General features: G+C 70.3%; 10 protein-coding genes. 7 read left to right on the plus strand and 3 right to left on the minus strand.

Annotated elements, in window-relative coordinates:
- Positions 1-2 precede the first annotated feature (2 nt).
- From H8N03_RS01805 to H8N03_RS01825, 5 genes are read left to right on the plus strand one after another with little or no spacing between them, the layout of a single operon-like run.
- On the plus strand, positions 3-476 hold the full coding sequence (locus H8N03_RS01805; RefSeq protein ID WP_187074409.1) for a GspH/FimT family pseudopilin: 474 nt from the start codon (positions 3-5) through the stop codon (positions 474-476).
- Entirely contained in the window at positions 473-1,000 is a 528-nt protein-coding gene (pilV, locus tag H8N03_RS01810) for a type IV pilus modification protein PilV (protein WP_187074410.1), read from the plus strand. Before H8N03_RS01805 ends, pilV begins: the two co-directional genes overlap by 4 nt.
- The gene (locus H8N03_RS01815; protein ID WP_187074411.1) at positions 997-2,028 is read left to right on the plus strand and encodes a PilW family protein; all 1,032 of its coding nucleotides are present in this window, start codon (positions 997-999) and stop codon (positions 2,026-2,028) included. Before pilV ends, H8N03_RS01815 begins: the two co-directional genes overlap by 4 nt.
- A gap of 5 nt (positions 2,029-2,033) precedes the next feature.
- On the plus strand, positions 2,034-2,591 hold the full coding sequence (locus tag H8N03_RS01820) for a pilus assembly PilX family protein (RefSeq protein WP_187074412.1): 558 nt from the start codon (positions 2,034-2,036) through the stop codon (positions 2,589-2,591).
- Positions 2,592-2,608: 17 nt separating this feature from the next.
- Entirely contained in the window at positions 2,609-5,668 is a 3,060-nt protein-coding gene (locus H8N03_RS01825; RefSeq protein ID WP_187074413.1) for a pilus assembly protein, read from the plus strand.
- Positions 5,669-5,681: 13 nt separating this feature from the next.
- On the opposite strand, the gene H8N03_RS01830 is transcribed toward H8N03_RS01825, so the two are convergent.
- Entirely contained in the window at positions 5,682-6,578 is an 897-nt protein-coding gene (locus tag H8N03_RS01830; RefSeq protein WP_187074414.1) for a M48 family metalloprotease, read from the minus strand.
- On the minus strand, positions 6,575-7,159 hold the full coding sequence (locus H8N03_RS01835; protein WP_187074415.1) for an SH3 domain-containing protein: 585 nt from the start codon (positions 7,157-7,159) through the stop codon (positions 6,575-6,577). The genes H8N03_RS01830 and H8N03_RS01835 overlap by 4 nt, the downstream gene beginning before the upstream one ends.
- A gap of 31 nt (positions 7,160-7,190) precedes the next feature.
- Here H8N03_RS01835 and H8N03_RS01840 point away from each other — a divergent pair, with 31 nt between their 5' ends.
- Both H8N03_RS01840 and H8N03_RS01845 read left to right on the plus strand, forming a co-directional pair.
- The gene (locus H8N03_RS01840) at positions 7,191-7,982 is read left to right on the plus strand and encodes an SDR family oxidoreductase (RefSeq protein ID WP_187074416.1); all 792 of its coding nucleotides are present in this window, start codon (positions 7,191-7,193) and stop codon (positions 7,980-7,982) included.
- Between the two features lie 10 nt (positions 7,983-7,992).
- Positions 7,993-8,919, plus strand: a complete 927-nt coding sequence (locus H8N03_RS01845) for a sugar kinase (RefSeq protein WP_187074417.1) — start codon at positions 7,993-7,995, stop codon at positions 8,917-8,919.
- A 15-nt stretch (positions 8,920-8,934) separates the two neighbouring features.
- On the opposite strand, the gene H8N03_RS01850 is transcribed toward H8N03_RS01845, so the two are convergent.
- The gene (locus tag H8N03_RS01850; RefSeq protein ID WP_187074418.1) at positions 8,935-17,205 is read right to left on the minus strand and encodes a two-partner secretion domain-containing protein; all 8,271 of its coding nucleotides are present in this window, start codon (positions 17,203-17,205) and stop codon (positions 8,935-8,937) included.
- Positions 17,206-17,359 lie beyond the last annotated feature (154 nt).

Genomic DNA, 17,359 nt, shown 5'->3' on the forward strand with positions numbered 1-17,359 from the left:
CCATGCGCAGAACCAGCAGTACCCGGCGGGGCACCCGCCAGCAGGGCTTCACCCTGGTCGAATTCATCATCACGCTGGTCGTCGCCGCCGTGCTGCTGGGACTCGCCGTTCCCGGCTTCCAGAAGATCGTGTCCGCGCAGCGCCTGCGCGCGGCCAGCTACAACCTGGTCTCCGACCTGGTCCTCGCGCGCAGCGAGGCCGTCAAGCGGCGCGCCGCCGTGCAGATCGTGCCCTCGGCGAGCGGCTGGGGCGGCGGCTGGAGCGTCCAGTTCGCCGGCGGCACGCTGGCCCAGCGCGGCGGGCTCGGCGTGGCCGTCACGTCGGCGCCCGCGCAGATCACCTTCGGCGTCGATGGCCGCGTGGTCACCACCGACCCCGCGGTGCGCATCGGGCTGGAGGGCGTCTCCGGCAAGCGCTGCATCTCGCTGGACCCCTCCGGGCGTCCGAAATCCGTCTCCATGGAGTGCCCGTCATGAGCAAGGCGTCCGCGCAAGGCGGCTTCACGCTGCTGGAAACGCTGGTGGCGATGCTGATCGTCGCCTTCGGCGTGCTGGGTTACGTGGGCCTGCAGGCGCGCACGGTGGTGAGCACCCTCGAGGGCTACCAGCGCGCGCAGGCGCTGGTGCTCGTGGCCGACATCGCGCAGCGCATCAACCTCAATCGCCATTCCGCCGCCGCCTACGTGGCCGACGACGTGGGCGTCGACGATCCCGGCGCCTGCCCGGCGACGCCGGTCGCGACGCGCGACCTGTGCCAGTGGGCGCACCTTCTGCGCGGCGCGGCGGAGCAGCAGGACGGCAACAAGGTGGGCGCGATCACCGCGGCGCGCGGCTGCATCGCGAGCCTCGGGGGCGACCAGTACATGGTGAGCGTGGTGTGGCAGGGCGTGCAGGCCACCGGCCCCACGCCGCTCGCCTGCGGCACCGGCGAGTACGCCGACGAGAACCTGCGCCGCGGCGTCTCCACCGTCATCCGCATCGCCAACCTGACCGCATCATGAGCACGACGCCGCGCACCCGCCGCCGCCAGGGCGGCTTCTCGATCATCGAGCTGATGGTCGGCGTGACCCTCGGTCTGATGCTGGTGGCCGGCCTCGCGCTGCTGTTCGCGAACAGCAGCCAGTCCTCCGCGGAGCACGAGAAGAGCCTGCGCCAGATCGAGAACGGGCGCTATGCCGTGGACCTGCTCACCGAGGACCTCAGCGTCGCCGGCTATTTCGGCGAAGCGGTGGCCGAAGGACTGGCGGCGACGGTCTCCCCGTGCTCCGCGAGCGCCGCGGTGGCGGCCGACCTCGAGGCCAAGCGCGCCGCGACGCCCGCGACCCTGCCGTTCGGCGTGCAGGGGCTCACGCCGGAAGAGGCCGCCGCCCTCGGCTGCCTGGACCACCACCTGGCGGGCACGCCCGCGATCGTGGTGCGCCGGCTCGCCACCGCCGCCGTGCCGGTGGCCAGCATGGAGGCGGGCCACGTGTACCTGCAGGCATCGAACAACCCGGCCGACCTGAACGCCACTTACCTGGCGGCCACGGACGCGGCCTCGCTGGTGCTGAAGGACATGGACGGCACGGTGAACAAGGTTCGGCGCTACGTCTCGCGCGTGTACTACGTTTCCAGCTGCAGCGACTGCGCGGTCGACACGATCCCGACGCTCAAGCGGCTGGAGCTGCAGGGCGGCGGGGTGGTGGCCGCGCCGCTCGCCGAAGGCATCGAGCGCATCGGCTTCGACTACGGCTTCGACACGGACGCGAACGGCGTGCCGGACAGCTGGATCGGCCTGAACGGCGCGGGCGCGTCGGCGGCCGCCACCGCCGCGGCGGCGAAGGGCTGGGAGAACGCGGTGGCCGTGCGGGTGTACCTGGTGGCACGCACGACCGAGCCGTCGCCCGCCTTCAACGACGCGCGCACGTACGAGATCGGGCTCGACGGCGATGCGACCCCCGTGGTCGCCGGCCCCTTCAACGACGCCTTCAAGCGCCGTGCCTACGTGACGACGGCGCGCCTCAACAGCATCGCGGGACTGCGGGAATGAGCAGCATGAACAAGCCAGCGCAGGACGGCTCGGCCCTGGTGGTCGCGCTGATCTTCCTCGTCCTCATGAGCCTGTTCGCCATCAGCGCGTTCGACGGCTCCAGCACCAACATGCGCGTGGTGGGGAACATGCAGGCGCGGCAGGAGGCGATCGGCGCCGCCCAGGTCGCGATCGAGCAGACGCTCAGCTCGCCCACCTTCAGCAGCAACCCCGACATCGTCGCCGCCAACGCCGTGAACGTGGACGTCGACGGCAACGGCACGCCCGACTACAAGGTGACGATGACCCCGCAGCCGAAGTGCTACCGGGCCCGCGCCATCAAGACGGTGGAACTCGACGCCGCCGTCCCGGCCGACCTCGCGTGCATGAAGTCCGGCGTGGTCAACACCGGCGGCCTCGACGACGGCGAGGCGGGCGGCATCGCCGGCAACTCGCTGTGCTCCAACACGGAGTGGAACGTGCGCGCGCAGGTGCTCGACGAGCGCAGCGGCGCCCAGGTGGCGGTGAACCAGGGCGTGGCCATCCGCGTCCTGGAGACCGACGCCATGAACTCTTGCAAGTAAGAAGAAGGGAACAGACGATGGGACGCTTCCTGCGCCAGCTCTCCGCAGTGGCCGCGATGCTCTTCGCGGCTCTCCATTCCACGCCCGCGCTCTCGCAGTACACGAGCGACATCGACATCTACAGCGGCGTGCCCTCGCAGCAGGACCTGCCGAACGTCTTGATCCTGGTGGACAACGGCGCCAACTGGGACTACCGCGCGATGAAGACGGCGTTCCAGTCGACGTTCTCGTCCCTGCCGCCCGACAAGTTCCGCGTCGGCATGGCGATGTTCACCCAGCGGTCCAGCGAGGAAGGCGCGTTCATCTGGTCGGGCATTCGCAAGCTGGACGCCAACTATCGCGAGAAGCTGGTCAACCTGGTGGGGGCGTGGTCGGACAAGCCGCTCTCGCAGTCCGGGCACAAGGCCAGCATGAGCGTGTCGCCTTCCATGGGGATGGCGGAAGCCTGGAACTACTTTGCGGGCAAGCAGCCAATCTCCGGCGTGCCGGGCAAGGAGGACAAGGTCGACGCGTACAACAACACGAGCAACAAGATCCTGCCGGAGGAGCGCGCGATCTTCAACCTGCCGGGGAACGCGATCACGTCCTCGAGCGCGCCGAACTACAGCAACCTCTTCGCCGTCGGCAACTGCGCGCCCAACTACGTCATCTTCATCAGCAACGGCCCGGCCGGCAAGACGAACGAGTGGGACGACGGCAAGACCACGGGTTCGACGCGCAACCGGCTGGACGAGGCCATCCGCGAGTTCAACTACGCGCACCCGAACAGCAAGATCCCGCCCGCATCCGCGCTCGTGATCACCCCGAACAAGTACCAGGGACTCACCGCCGACGAGTGGGCGAAGTTCATGAAGCAGTCGGACCAGCAGATCACGACCTTCACGATCGACGTGGCGAAGGCGGCGCAGGCCGACGACTGGCGGCCCCTTCTCAAGAACATGGCATCGGTGAGCGGCGGCGAATACTTCTACGCCGCCGACGACGTGGGCACGCAGCTCGACGCCGCCATGCGCAGCATCTTCAACAAGATCCAGGCGGTCGACAGCGTGTTCGCCTCCGCCAGCCTGCCGGTGTCGGTGAACGCGCGCGGTACCTACCTGAACCAGGTGTTCATGGGGATGTTCCGCCCCGACGCCAAGGCGAAGCCGCGGTGGCGCGGCAACCTGAAGCAGTTCCGCTTCGGCTACGACGTGACCACCGATTCGCTGAGCCTGGTGGACCCGTACGGCAAGCCCGCGATCACGGGCGCGACCGGCTTCGTCAACCCGGAAGCCACGTCGTACTGGACGCATGCCAGCTCCTTCTGGATCAACGAGCCGCAGGGCTCGATCGAGGCCACCCGCACGTCGGACGCACCGGACGGCGAGGTGGTCGAGAAGGGCGGCGTGGCGCAGGGCATCCGCGACACCTACGCGACCAGCCAGGACAGCCGCAAGATCTTCACCTGCCAGAAGTGCGCGGCGAACACGAACCTCGCCACGGCGGACGCCACGCAGTTCAACACGACCAACATCACCCGCGATGCGGTGGGCGTGGCGACGGACGCGGAGCGCAACCTGCTGGTGAACTGGTTCCGCGGCACCGACAACTACGCCGGGGACGAGAAGGGCCCGGGCGGCGGCGTCACCATCCGCCCCAGCGTGCACGGAGACGTGCTGCACTCGCGGCCGGCGGTGGTGAACTACGGCGGCACCACCGGCGTGGTGGTCTTCTACGGCACCAACGACGGCCTGCTGCGCGCGGTGAACGGCAACCAGACCGGCACCGGCGCGGGGCAGGAGCTCTGGGGCTTCGTCGCCGAGGAGCACCTGAAGAACATCAAGCGGCTGCGGGCGAACACGCCGCTGGTGCGCCTGTCGACGACGATCATGCCCGGCACGCCCAGTGCGTCGGACCCGGCGCCGCGCGACTACTTCGCCGACGGCCCGATCGGCGTGTACCAGAAGATGAACAAGGGCGTCGCCGAGAAGGTGATCCTCTATGCCGCCATGCGCCGCGGCGGCCGCTTCCTCTACGCGCTCGACGTGACGAATCCGAAGCAGCCCGTGTTCCTCTGGAAGAAGTCGGACGCGGACATCCCGGTGCTCGGCCAGACGTGGTCGGAGCCGAAGGTGGCGCGCCTGCGCGGCCACACGAACCCGGTGCTGATCATGGGCGCGGGCTACGACGCCGGCGCGGAGGACATCACGCCTCCCGGCAAGACCACGATGGGCCAGGCCGTGCTCGTGCTGGACGCCACGGACGGCTCGGTCGTGAAGAAGTTCGACACGGATCGCAGCGTTCCCGCCGACGTGTCGCTGGTCGACGCCGACTACGACGGCCTCGTGGACCGCGCGTACGCGGTGGACGTGGGCGGCAACCTCTACCGCCTGGACTTCGAGACCGCGAACAGCACCGCGAAGGACGACTGGAGCATCTACAAGGTGGCGTCCCTCGCGGGCGGCTCGGTGCGCAAGTTCTTCTATCCGCCGGACGTCGTGCTGGCCAAGAGCTTCGCGGCGGTGCTGCTCGCCACCGGTGACCGCGAGAAGCCGCTGGCGACGACCAGCGACGACCGCTTCTTCACCGTCTACGACAGGAACGTGACCAAGGGCAAGCCGGACCCCGTGCCGACCGCGATCACGGCGGCGCAGCTCGCCCAGGTCGGCAGCCAGGACTCCATGGAAGCCGGTTGCTACATCCCGTTCGCGCAGAATGGCGAGAAGGCCGTCAACGCGCCCGTCACGGCCGCCGGCATCACGTACTTCAGCACGAACCGGCCGACGCCGCCGGAACCCGGCATGTGCGTGAACGACCTCGGCGAAGCGCGGATCTACTCGGCGCCCCTCTTCTGCAAGGCCGCGACCTTCCAGGAGATCGAGGGCGGCGGCCTGCCTCCCAGCCCGGTGGTCGGCGTCGTGACCGTGAGCTACACGGTCACCGCGGCCGACGGCAGCGAGCAGACGGTGGAGAAGCAGGTCCCCTTCATCATCGGCGGCCCGAACAGCAAGAACTCGGGCATCGAAGGCTCGAAGGTGAAGCCCACGGTCACGCCGACGCGCAAGCGCAAGTACTGGTACCTGGAGAACGCCCGCTGAGCGGCGGCAGCGCTCAGCGCTGCTGCACGCGGCGGGCGATCGCCACCGAAGGCTTGCCGGAGTAGCCGTCGAGCCGCGAGCCCATCGCGGCTTCCAGCTGCTCCAGGCGCTGCTGCGCCGGCGGGTGCGTGGCGAGCGTCAGCGTGAACAGCGGGTTGTCCGGTGCCGCGGTGCGCAGCTGCTGCAGCACCGACGGCAGCCCGTAGGGGTCGAAGCCGGCGCGCGCGGCCAGCGCCACGCCCTGGCGGTCGGACTCGTATTCGTCGGACTGGTCGAGGCCGCTGGAGTACAGGTCGCGCCCGAGCGCCAGCATCTGCGCGGAGACGGCGCCTCCGAGGTTGTTGCGCAGCTGCGAGGCGAGGAGCTGGGTCGCGAGGCCCGAACGTGCCTTGGCGGACAGCGCCTTCAGGTGGTGCTTCTCGACGACGTGCGTCGCTTCGTGCGCGAGGATGCCGGCGAGCTCCGCCTCGTCGACGCGGTCCACCAGCCCCTTGGTGACGAACACGTACCCGCCCGGCGCCGCGAAGGCGTTGAAGCCGGGGTCGTCCAGCACGCCGAAGGTCCACGGCAGCTGCGGCCGCGGCGTCTGCAGCGCGATCCAGCGCCCGAGGCGGTTGACGTAGCGCTGCAGCGCCGCGTCTCGGTGCAAGGGCTTGCTCCCGAGCAGCACCGCGGCGAGCTGCCGACCGATCTCGATCTCCTTGCCCTCGTCGATGCTCTCCACCGACTGCGAGAGCAGCTGGATCAGTTCGTTGGGCGCCGGCGCATTCGCCACCGGCGGCGTGACCAGCGCGCCGGGCGCGATCTGGCGCAGCAGGCCGCCGAGGGCGCGGGTGGGATCCTGCGCGTGCGCGGCGCACGCGCAGGCCGCGATGCAGCCGGCGAGGAGGGTGGGTGTCCAGCGCTTCATGGCATCTCCGACTGGCCGGGGTTGCGGGCCGGTGCGCTGCTGCGCACCATGGGCGCCGCGGGCAGGGGCTCCACGGCGGTCGGCTTCCACGCCGAACGATCCGCGAAGGAGCGCACGTCCGCGTCGCTGGGCCGCAGGGCGTCCATCTGCTTCACCGCGTTGAGGTCCGGTTGCGACTGCGCGAGGTCTTCCGCACCGAGGCCGCGGATGCCGGCCGTGGTGGACGTCTGGGCCTGCCGCGGGCCGCCGCCGCCGAAGAGGCTGCCCACGCTGCGCAGGGCGCCGCCCACCACGTCGCCGCCGCCCGACGAGGACGCGGCCGTCGCCGTCGCCGGGCCGAGGTCGAAGAGGTGGACCCAGCCGGTCGCGCCGGCGGCCGTGCGCACCTGGACCCAGGGGCCCTGGCGCTGCTCCAGCCGCGTGACGGCGGCCTGGGCCGGCAGCGGGGCCATGCTGCGGCCCGCGTCCGAAGGGGTCTCGCGCAGTTCGGTGGCGCGGCGCGTGACGGCGGCCTCCTGTGCCCAGGCCGAAGCCAGCAGCAGGAAGACGAGCATCGCGCCGCGCAAGGCGGTGCGTATCATTCGCGGATCCATCCTTTCTGGCAGGCATTCTATGAACTTGGGTATCGCGGGCAAATGGGCGCTGGTGTGCGGCGCGAGCAAGGGTCTCGGTTTCGGTTGCGCGCAGGCACTCGCGCGTGAAGGAGTGCACGTCGTCATCGTCGCGCGCGGTGCCGAAGCCCTGGAGGCGGCCGCCGCGCGGCTGCGGCAGGACGCGCCGGCCGGAACGCAGGTCGAGCCGATCGCGGTGGACATCACCACCGCCGACGGCCGGGCGAAGGTCTTCGCGTTCCGCAAGGACTACGACATCGTCGTCACCAATGCGGGCGGCCCGCCTCCCGGCGACTTCCGCGACTGGGACCGCGAGGCGTGGATCAAGGCCGTGGACGCCAACATGCTCACGCCCATCGAGCTGATCAAGGCCACCGTGGACGGCATGGCCGCGCGCGGCTTCGGCCGCATCGTGAACATCACGTCCAGCTCCGTGAAATCGCCGATCGACATCCTGGGCCTGTCCAACGGCGCGCGCAGCGGCCTGACCGGCTTCGTCGCCGGCGTCGCCCGCACGAGCAAGCTGGCGTCGGCCAACGTGACGATCAACAACCTGCTGCCGGGCACCTTCGACACGGACCGCATCAAGACGACGCTCGAAGGCACGTCGAAGAAGACCGGCAAGTCCGTGGAGGAAGTGCGCCAGCAGCGCATGGGCACGATCCCCGCGAAGCGTTTCGGCACGCCGGAGGAGTTCGGCACGGCCTGCGCGTTCCTGTGCAGCGCGCACGCGAGCTACATCACGGGGCAGAACCTGCTGATCGACGGCGGCGCGTACCCCGGCACGTACTGACGCGCGCGCCGTGGCCGCGGACATCCTCGCCCTCGGCGAGGCGATGGTGGAGTTCAACCAGACGGGCGCCGGCGAAGGCCGGCTGTACCTGCAGGGGTTCGGCGGCGACACCTCCAACTTCGCCATCGCCGCGGCGCGGCAGGGTGCGTCGGCCGGTTATCTCTCGGCCCTGGGCGACGACGACCACGGCCGCGCCTTGTGCGCCTTGTGGGACCGGGAAGGCGTCGACCGGTCGGGCGTGCGCTGCGACCCGACCGCCTTCACCGCCGTGTACTTCGTGACGCACGACGCGGCCGGCCACCACTTCTCGTTCCTGCGCTCCGGCTCCGCCGCGAGCCGGATGCGCCCGGAGCACCTTCCCGCGGACCGCATCCGCTCCGCGAAGGTGCTGCATCTCTCGGGCATCAGCCTCGCGCTTTCGGCCTCCGCGCGCGAGACCTGCAGCGCGGCGATCGACATCGCCCGCGCGGCCGGCGTGCAGGTGAGCTTCGACACGAACCTCCGGCTGAAACTCTGGAGCCTCGAGGACGCGCGTGCCGCGATCACGCAGGTCCTGCGCCGCTGCGACATCTGCCTTCCCAGCTTCGACGACGTGGCGGCGATCAGCGGCTTGCGCGATCCCGACGCGATCGTCGACTGGTGCCTCGGGCTCGGCGCGAGGATCGTGGCGCTGAAACTCGGGGAGCAGGGCGCGATCGTTGCCGATGCTTCGAGCCGGCACCGGATCCCTCCGCATCCCTGCCACGCGGTGGATGCCACGGGCGCGGGCGACACCTTCGGCGGCGCCTTCGTGGCACGGCTGATGGCCGGCGACGCGCTGCCCATTGCGGGACGATACGCCGCGGTGGCCGCGGCGCTGTCCACCGAAGGCTACGGCGCGGTCGAACCGATTCCGACGGCGCAGCGCGTGCGCGCGGCGCTGGAAGCCGCGGGCTGAGCGCTGGGCAGAAGCCTAGCGACAGGTCTTTCCGTCGTCGCCCGCCGTGGCGCGCTCGCGCGGCTTCCGCGCTTCCGGCTGCGTGGGTGTCGCCTCGTTCAGCCCCTGGCTCGTCGTGCCGTCCATGACGGTCACGCTCTGCTGCGCCTCGGCCACGGTGACCTCGCCATCGAGCGCGGCGACGATGCGATCGGCCGGGTCCGACGCGGTCGGCGCCGGCGCGGGTGAGGGTGCGGGCGTCGGTGCAGGCGTCGGCGCCGGGGTGGGGGGCGGCGTCGGCGCAGCCGTCGGTGCCGGCGTGGGGGCGGGCGTCGGCGCCGGCGTGGGCGCGGGCGTCGGTGCCGGCGTCGGCGCCGGCGAGCCGGCCGGCGCCTGCGCCACGAGGCGCATGGCCACGGCCGGCGCGGGCGGCGACGAAACCGTGGAGACCGTGAACTTGTCGACGGGCGGCAACGGGCCCGAGATGTTGCCGGACCCGCTGCGGACCACGTCGAACGCATCGTTCGTGACGTAGCTCGCGCCGGGCAGGTCGCTGCGCTCCACCGTGCTGCCCGTCCCGAACACCACGTTGCCGGACACATCCACGACGTCGTACTCCGTGGTGTCCGCCACCTGGAGCACGAGCCGGCCGTTCGAGGTGTCGAGGTTGCCGACGATGGAGAGCGTGCCCGCGCTGTTCCCGGGCGCGATCAGGCCCTCGTTCACGAGCGTGGAGGACGTGCCCACGTCGTAGGTGCCAGAGCCCGCGAGCGTGCCGGTGTTCGTGAAGCCACCCGGCACGCGCAAGGTGCTTCCCGCGGCCGTCTGCATGTACCCCGACTGCGTGGTCGCATGCGGCAGGACCAGGACGCCCTGGCCGACGCCCAGGTTCCCGCTGTTCCGGAAACTGGTGAGCGTCGACAGGTCCTGCGTGGCGGTCGGCGATCCGCCGAACTGGTCCAGCGTGCCTTCGTTGATGACGTGCCCGGTGCCGCTCCACAGGTACAAGGGATACGGGTGCGTGCTGTCGAGGCGGAAGGTCGCCCCGGCCGCGTTGCGCAAGGTGTTCGTCCCGCCGGAGAAGTAGCCGAGGTAGATCGCGTCGTCGCCTTCCAGCGTCAGGACGCCTTCGTTCACCCACGTCTTGCCGCCGGTGAGCCCGACGATGTCCGAAGTCCCCGCGAGCCCGACGTTGGTCGATCCGCGCGTGGTCAGCGTGCCCGGTCCCGACAGCAGGCTGAAGCCGCTGATCCGCATGTCGCCCGTCACGGTCACGTCGGCGGCGCCGTCCAGCACCGCGCCGGACGACATGTCCACCGTTCCCATGGTGAGCGCGCTGTTGGCCCTCAAGGTGCCCGCGGAGATCGTGACCGGCATGCCGGCGGCAGCGAAGTCGAGCGCATGGTTGACGTTCACCAGCCCGCCCGTGATCGCCATGGTGCCGGGGCCGGCGAAGGAGGATCCGGCCTCCAGGTTGCGCGTTCCGGAGTGGAAATCCAGCGTGCTGCCGGCCGCCACGGCGTACCGGCCCGTGTCGGTGCCGCCGCTGGCGAGGGCGAAGGTGCCGGCGTTCACGTTCATGGTGCCCGTGTTGTTGAACGTGACGCCACCCGCGACGGTGTGCGTCCCCGCGGCGTTCTGGTTCAGCGTGCCGGCGTTGTTGAACGTGGCCGTCCCGCCCCAGAAATTCAGCGGGAAGGCGTTCGACGAGTCCACATTGAACGTGGCGCCGGCGGCGTTGTTGAAGGTGTTGTTCCCCGAAGCGAAGTAGCCGAAGTACAGGAAGCCGTCGGCGCCGAGGTTGACGGTGCCTTCGTTGGTCCAGGTCTTCCCGCCGCCGAGGCCCACCCAGCCGCTCGTGACGGACGTGGTCCCTTGCGTGCGCAGCAGGCCGGTGCCGGCGAGCACGCTCACGCCGGTGATGTTGAACGGGCCCGCGACCGTGGCGTCGCCGCTGCCGCCCAGCGTGCCGCCGGACATGTTCAGCGTGCCGAAGGTGAAGTCGTTGTTGGCGTTCAGCGTGCCACCGCTGATGTTCACCGACGTCCCCGTGGTGGACAGGTCCAGCAGGCCGTTCACGTTGACGGTGCCGCCGGAGACGGTCATCGTGCCCGCGCCGCTCACGTTGGAGCCGGCTTCCAGGCTGCGCGTGCCGCCGACGAAGTCCAGCGTGGCGCCGGCGTCCACCGCGTACAGGCCGGTGTCCGTCCCGCTGCTCGCGACGGCGAAGGTGCCGGCGTTCAGGTTGACGGTCCCCGTGTTGTTGAACGCGACGCTGCCCGCGACGTTGTGCGTCCCCGCGGCGTTCTGGTTCAGCGTACCGGCATTGTTGAAGGTCGCCGTCCCGCCGTAGTAGTTCAGCGGGAAGGTGTTCGACGAGTCCACGTTGAACGTGGCGCCCGCGGCGTTGTTGAAGGTGTTGTCGCCGGAAGCGGAGTAGCCGAAGTACAGGAAGCTGTCGGTGCCGAGGTTCACGGTCCCTTCGTTGGTCCAGGTCTTGCCGCCGCCCAGCCCCACCCAGCCGCCGGTGATCGACGTGGTCCCGCGCGTGCGCAGCAGGCCGGTGCCGGCGAGCTGGCTCGTGCCGGTGATGTTGAAGGCCCCCGCGATCGTGGCGTTGCCGGTGCCGCCCAGCGTGCCGCCGGACAGGTTGACGGCGCCGAAAGTGAAGCTGTTGTTCGCGTTCAGCGCGCCGCTGCTGATGTTGACGGCCGTGCCCGTGGACGACAGGTCCAGCTGCCCGTTCACGTTGACCACGGCGCCGGAGACGCTCAGCGTGCCCGCGCCGGTCACGTTGGAGCCCGCTTCCAGGTCGCGCGTGCCGGCGCCGAAGTCCAGCGTGCTGCCCGCGGCCACGGTGTAGAGGCCCGTGTCGATGCCGCCGCCGTCGATGGAGAGCGTGCCCGCGTTCACGTTCACGGTGCCGGTGTTGTGGAAGCCGATGCCGTTGCCGATGTTGTGCGTGCCCGCGGCGCCGTGGTTCAGCGTGCCGGCGTTGCGGAAGTTCGCCGTGCCCGTCCACAGGTACAGGGGATTGGCGTTCGTGCTGTCCAGGTTGATGGTGCCGCCTGCCACGTTCTCCAGCGCGTTGTTGCCGCCCGTGGAGTAGCCGAAGTAGATCGCGTCGTCGCCGCCGATGGTGAGCGTGCCCGCGTTGGTCCAGGTCTTGCCGCCCGTGAAGCCGATGAAGCTGCTGCCGCCGGCGATGCCGACCGTCGTGGTGCCTTCCGTGCGCAGCTGGCCGCTGCCCGTGATCATGCTGAAGCCCGTGATGTTGAACGGACCCGTGATCGTGGCGTTGCCGGTGCCGCCCAGCGTGCCGCCGGAAAGGTTGACGGTGCCGAAGGTGAAGCTGCTGTTCGCGTTGAGCGTGCCGCCGCTGATGTCCACGGCGGTGCCGGTGGTGGACAGGTCCAGCAGCCCGTTCACGTTGACCGTGCCGCCGGAGACGCTGAGCGTGCCCGCGCCGGTCACGTTGGAGCCGGCCTCCAGGTTGCGCGTGCCGGCGCCGAAGTCCAGGGTCGTGCCCGCGTCGACCGCGTAGAGACCCGTGTCGGTGCCGCCGCCGTCGATGGACAGGGTGCCCGCATTCACGTTCACGGTGCCCGTGTTGTGGAACGCCATGCCGTTGCCGATGTTGTGCGTGCCCGCCGCGTCGTGGTTCACGGTGCCGGCGTTGTTGAACGTCGCCGTGCCGGTCCACAGGTACAGGGGATTCGCGTTCGTGCTTTGCAGGTTGACGGTACCGCCGGCCACGTTGTCCAGGACGTTGGCGCCGCCCGTGGAGTAGCCGAAGTAGATCGCGTCGTCGCCGGCGATGGTGAGCGTGCCGGCGTTGGTCCAGGTCTTGCCGCCGGTGAAACCCACGAAGCTCGTGCTGCCGGCGATGTTGACCGTCGTGTCGCCTTCCGTGCGCAATCCGCCGGTGCCCGTGATCGTGCTGAAGCCGGTGATGTTGAAGGGGCCGGTGATCGTGGCGTTGCCGGTGCCGCCCAGCGTGCCGCCGGAGAGGTTCAGCGTGCCGAAGGTGAAGTCGTTGTTGGCATTGAGCGTGCCGCCGCTGATGTCGACGGCCGTGCCGGTGGTGGACAGGTCCAGCCCGCCGTTCACGTTCACCGTACCGCCGGACACCCCCAGGGTGCCTTCGCCGTCGACGTTGGAGCCGGCCTCCAGGTTGCGGGTGCCGCCGCCGAAGTTCAGGACGCTGCCGTTCGCCACGGAGTACAGGCCGGTGTCGGTGCCGCCGCCGTTGATCGAGAGCGTGCCGGCTTCCACGGACACCGTGCCGCTGTTGTGGAACGCGAGGCTGCCGGCGATCGCATGCGCGCCCGCGGCGGTCTGGCGCAGGAGGCCGTGGTTGTCCACGGTTCCGGTCCCGGTGTACAGGTTCAGCGGCGTCGCATGCGTGCTGGAGAGGTTGAACGTCCCGCAGGAGCAGTTCTTCAGCACGTTGTTGCCGCCGCTGAAGTACCCGAAGTAGATGGCGTCGTCGCCGCCGAGGTTCAGGGTGCCTTCGTTGCTCCAGAACTTGCCGCCGGTGAGCGCCACGAAGGTGCTGCTGCCCGGGATGTCGATGGTGGTCGTGCCGCGCGTCGTGAGCAGGCCGCTGCCGCTGATCGTGCTGAACCCGGTGATGTCGAATGCGCCCGTGGTCGTGAGGTCGCCCGCGCCCGTGAGGGTGCCGCCCGACAGGTTCAGGCGGATGGGGATCGTCAGCGCGTCGTCGACGCTGACCGTGCCGTTGGCGACCTGCACGTTGCCGCTGCCCGAGAACTCCACGCCCGAGGCCAGGTTGCGGGTGGTGTTGGCTCCCGCGAACGAGAGCACGGTGCCGGCCAGCGTCGTGTACTCGCCCGTGTCCGTGCCGCCGGCCTCGATCGACAGCGTGCCCGTCTGCACGTTGACGACGCCGGTGTTGTTGAAGGTGGTGCCGGCGCCATTGCCGATCGCATGGGACAGGCTCGCCACCTGGTTCAGCGTGCCGGCGTTGTTGATGAGCGTCGTGCCGGTGTAGTGGCTGAAGGGCCGCGCGTGCGTGCTGCCCAGGACGATCGTGCCGCCCGCCAGGTTGTTGAGCGTGTTCGTGCCGCCGGAGAAATACCCGAACAGGATGTAGTCGTCGTTCGCGACGTTGATCTGGCCGATGTTGTTCCACGTCTTGCCGCCGGTGACCGCCAGGAAGTCCGAGCCCGGCAGGTTCAGCGTCGTGGTGCCCTCCGTGCGGAACAATCCGGAACCGGTCAGGGTGCCGCGCCCGATCACGTCGAAGTTGCTCGCGACGGTGAGGTCGCCCGGGCCGGTCAGGGTGGCGGTGCCGAGTTCCACCGTCGGCGTGGCGATCGTGAGCGCGTGCTCCACGTTCACCGTGCCGCCGGACATGCGCAGCGTGCCGGTGCCCGTGAAGGTGGTGCCGGCTTCCAGGTTGCGCGTGCCGCCCGCGAAGTCGAGGACGGTGCCGTCGGCGATGGCGTACGTGCCGGAGTCGTCGCCGCCGCCGATCGCGAGCCGGCCGGCGTTGACGGCCACCGTGCCCATGTTGTCGAAGAGGATGCCGGTCTCGATCGCGTGGGCGCCCGTGGCATTCTGGTTCAGCGTGCCTTCGTTGTAGATCGTGCTGGTGCCGGTGTAGTGCGCCAGCGGCGTCGCGTGCGAGCTGGCGAGGTTCAGCGTGGCGCCGGCCGCGTTCACCAGGAGGTTGTTCCCGCCGCTCGTGTAGCCGAAGTAGATGAAGTCGTCGCCGCCGACGGTGAGGGTGCCTTCGTTGACCCAGGTCTTGCCGCCGGCGAGCGCCACGAAGTCACCGGTCGAAGGCATGTTCACCAGGGTCGGGCCGCGGGTGGTCAGCAGGCCCGGGCCGGTGAGGGTGCTGCGTCCCGTGATGTTGAAAGGCCCTTCGATGGCGAGGCTGCCGATGCCGCCCAGCGTGCCGCCCGCCAGGTTCAGCACCGTGGGCGCCATGACGGTCAGCGCCCCGTTCACGTTGACCGTGCCGCTGGCGATGCGCACGGTGCCGGGCCCGGTGAGCGCGGTGCCCGCATTGAGGTTGCGGGTGGTGCTGGGCGCACCGGCGAATGCGACGACGGCGCCAGTGCCGGCGTTCCAGGTGCCGGTGTCGTTGCCGCCGGCCTTGATCTCCGTGGTTCCCGACTGGCCGTTGAAGGTGCCGGTGTTGTTCACGTCCAGGCCGCTGCCGTTGCCGATCGCGTGCGTGAGGCTCGCCACCTGGTTGACGGTGCCCGCGTTGTTGAACGTGTTGGCGCCGGTGTAGTGGTTGATCGGGGTCGCGTTGGTGCTGCTCAGGACGATCGTGCCGCCCGGCTGGTTGTTCAGCGTGTTCGTGCCGCCGCCCGTGTACCCGAGGTAGATGGCGTCGTCGCCCGTGACGTTGATCTGCCCCGTGTTGTTCCACGTCTTGCCGCCCGAGACCGCGAGGAAGCCGCTGCCGGACGCCGTGTTGATCGTCGTCGTGCCGGGCGTGTTGAAGGCGCCCGTGCCGGCGAGCGTCGACGTGCCCGTGACGTTGAACGCGCCCTGCACGTCGATGTCGCCGGTGGCCGCGAGCGTGCCGCCGGACAGCGTCAGGCTGCCCATGGTGAACGGCGACTGGATGCTGGTGGTGCCTGCCGACTTGGTGACCGACTTGCCCGCGGCGTCGATGGTGCCGCCGTTCGCGTTCAGGGTGGCGTTGCCCAGCACCACGGCGCCGTCGCCGTTGAGGTCCTGGTCCGGCGTGAACACGATGTCCAGCTTGCCCGCGCTGGAGGTGATGCTCTGGTTGACCTCCACGTTCCGGTGCGCCTTGAACGTCAGCGTGGCGTCGGTGCCCGCCGTCTTGGCGATCGCCGCCTCGACGAGGATGTCGCCGATGTTGCTGGCGTCGCTGGTGGTGTCGACGATGACGTTGTTGCCCCCGTTCAGCACGCCCGCGATCGTCGCGGCCGACACCTCCGAGGTACCGCCGGGGCTGCGGAAATCGGCGCTCGCGTCCCGGTCCACGTCCACGATCTGGTTGTCGCGGTTCGTGATGCGGATCTGCGCCGGGTCCAGCAGCCAGGTGCCGCCGCGTCCCAGCGGGGCCCCCACGTCGATGCGGATGCCGCTCACGTCCAGCGCGTGGCTGGAGGTCTCGATGAAGCCGCCGTTGCCGCCGAGAAGGCCGCCGCGCGCCGAGATGCTGCCGTGCACCCGCGCGGATTCGTCCGCCCAGACGATCACGCGGCCGCCGTCGCCGCGCAGCGTCGCGTCCGCGCGCAAGGTCGCGCCGGGAGCGACGTAGGTGCGCGCCGCGTTGGGCACCGCTGCGTTCTTTCCCTGGTAGTCGCCGCCGACGCGGATGCGCCCGCCACCGGCGGGGCCGCTGGCGTCGATCTCGGCGCCTCCGAGTAGCCCGACGCGCTCGCCGAGCACGTCGATGCTGCCGCCCTTGTCGCCCGCGCTCGCGCGCACCCGGCCCGCCACGATGGCGTCGCCGCCGTCGGCACGGAGCACCACCTTGCCGCCCTCGGTCGAGACCGCCTGCGCGCGCACGAGGCCGCTGTGCGTCAGCGTGCCGGCGAAGATGCCGACCGCATCGCCCTGCAGCGTGCCGAGGTTCACCGCCTGGTCGCCGGCCTGCACGTGCAGGTGGATGCCTTCGAGGCCGCGGCCGGTGATGTCCACGGACTGCCCGGCCGCCAGGAGGGTGGCACCGCCGTTCGACGTGACGACGGCGGGCTGCCCCACGTCCACGCGGGGCGCGACCAGCACGACGTCACCGCCGCGCGCCACGATCCGCCCCTGCACGTCGACCGCGCCGGCCGAGCCCGCGTTGGTGAAGCGCAGGCGTCCGGCAATCGCGTCGGCATCGGTCATCGAGAGCGTCGAGGCGGTGAAGCCGGCCGTGTCCACGACACCGCCGGGCCCCACCGCGATGCCGGCCGGATTCACGAGCACCAGCTTCCCGTTGGAGCCCAGCCGGCCGTAGATCGAACTCGGATCGCCGCCGAGCACGCGGTTGATGGACAGGCTGCCCACGCCCGGCTGCTGGAACCACGTGGTGCTTCCGGCCGGGACGCTGAAGCTTTGCCAGTTGATCGCGGAGTGGCTGGTGCGCAATCCGTTCTGTGTCGTCACCGTGAGTGACGAACCGTTGCGGACGAAGGAGGCGCTGCCGTGCACGACCTGGGCGCCGGACGGCTGCGCGAGGCCCGCCGGGGGCGTGAAGCAGCCGGCCAGCGCCAGCACGAGCACGAGGGGCCGGTGGCCCGCGGTCGCGGGCGACGCTGCCGGCGGGCGCGGCGCGATGGGCGGGCGGGAATCGCGAAGCATGGGATGCACCTCCCTGCCGGGACTTACAGGCTTTGCATTTCGCAATGCCTTGGCCGGAGGCGCATTCTCGGCCCGCGCCTGCGCCTTGTCATCGGGATCGCAGGCGTGCAGCGAGACTTTGTGCCCTGTCGAGCAGGGTGCTCGCGCCGACGCG

Origin of the sequence: Ramlibacter cellulosilyticus (genome assembly GCF_014297465.1) — a bacterium.
In the GTDB taxonomy this organism is placed as follows: Bacteria; Pseudomonadota; Gammaproteobacteria; order Burkholderiales; family Burkholderiaceae_C; genus Ramlibacter; species Ramlibacter cellulosilyticus.

Excerpts from the sequence above, each read along its gene's own strand:
- H8N03_RS01840 (WP_187074416.1), top strand. The coding sequence starts at position 7,191 with ATGAACTTGGGTATCGCGGGCAAATGGGCGCTGGTGTGCGGCGCGAGC.
- pilV (WP_187074410.1), top strand. The coding sequence starts at position 473 with ATGAGCAAGGCGTCCGCGCAAGGCGGCTTCACGCTGCTGGAAACGCTG.
- H8N03_RS01805 (WP_187074409.1), top strand. The coding sequence starts at position 3 with ATGCGCAGAACCAGCAGTACCCGGCGGGGCACCCGCCAGCAGGGCTTC.
- H8N03_RS01835 (WP_187074415.1), bottom strand. The coding sequence starts at position 7,159 with ATGATACGCACCGCCTTGCGCGGCGCGATGCTCGTCTTCCTGCTGCTG.
- H8N03_RS01825 (WP_187074413.1), top strand. The coding sequence starts at position 2,609 with ATGGGACGCTTCCTGCGCCAGCTCTCCGCAGTGGCCGCGATGCTCTTC.
- H8N03_RS01830 (WP_187074414.1), bottom strand. The coding sequence starts at position 6,578 with ATGAAGCGCTGGACACCCACCCTCCTCGCCGGCTGCATCGCGGCCTGC.
- H8N03_RS01850 (WP_187074418.1), bottom strand. The coding sequence starts at position 17,205 with ATGCTTCGCGATTCCCGCCCGCCCATCGCGCCGCGCCCGCCGGCAGCG.
- H8N03_RS01815 (WP_187074411.1), top strand. The coding sequence starts at position 997 with ATGAGCACGACGCCGCGCACCCGCCGCCGCCAGGGCGGCTTCTCGATC.
- H8N03_RS01820 (WP_187074412.1), top strand. The coding sequence starts at position 2,034 with ATGAACAAGCCAGCGCAGGACGGCTCGGCCCTGGTGGTCGCGCTGATC.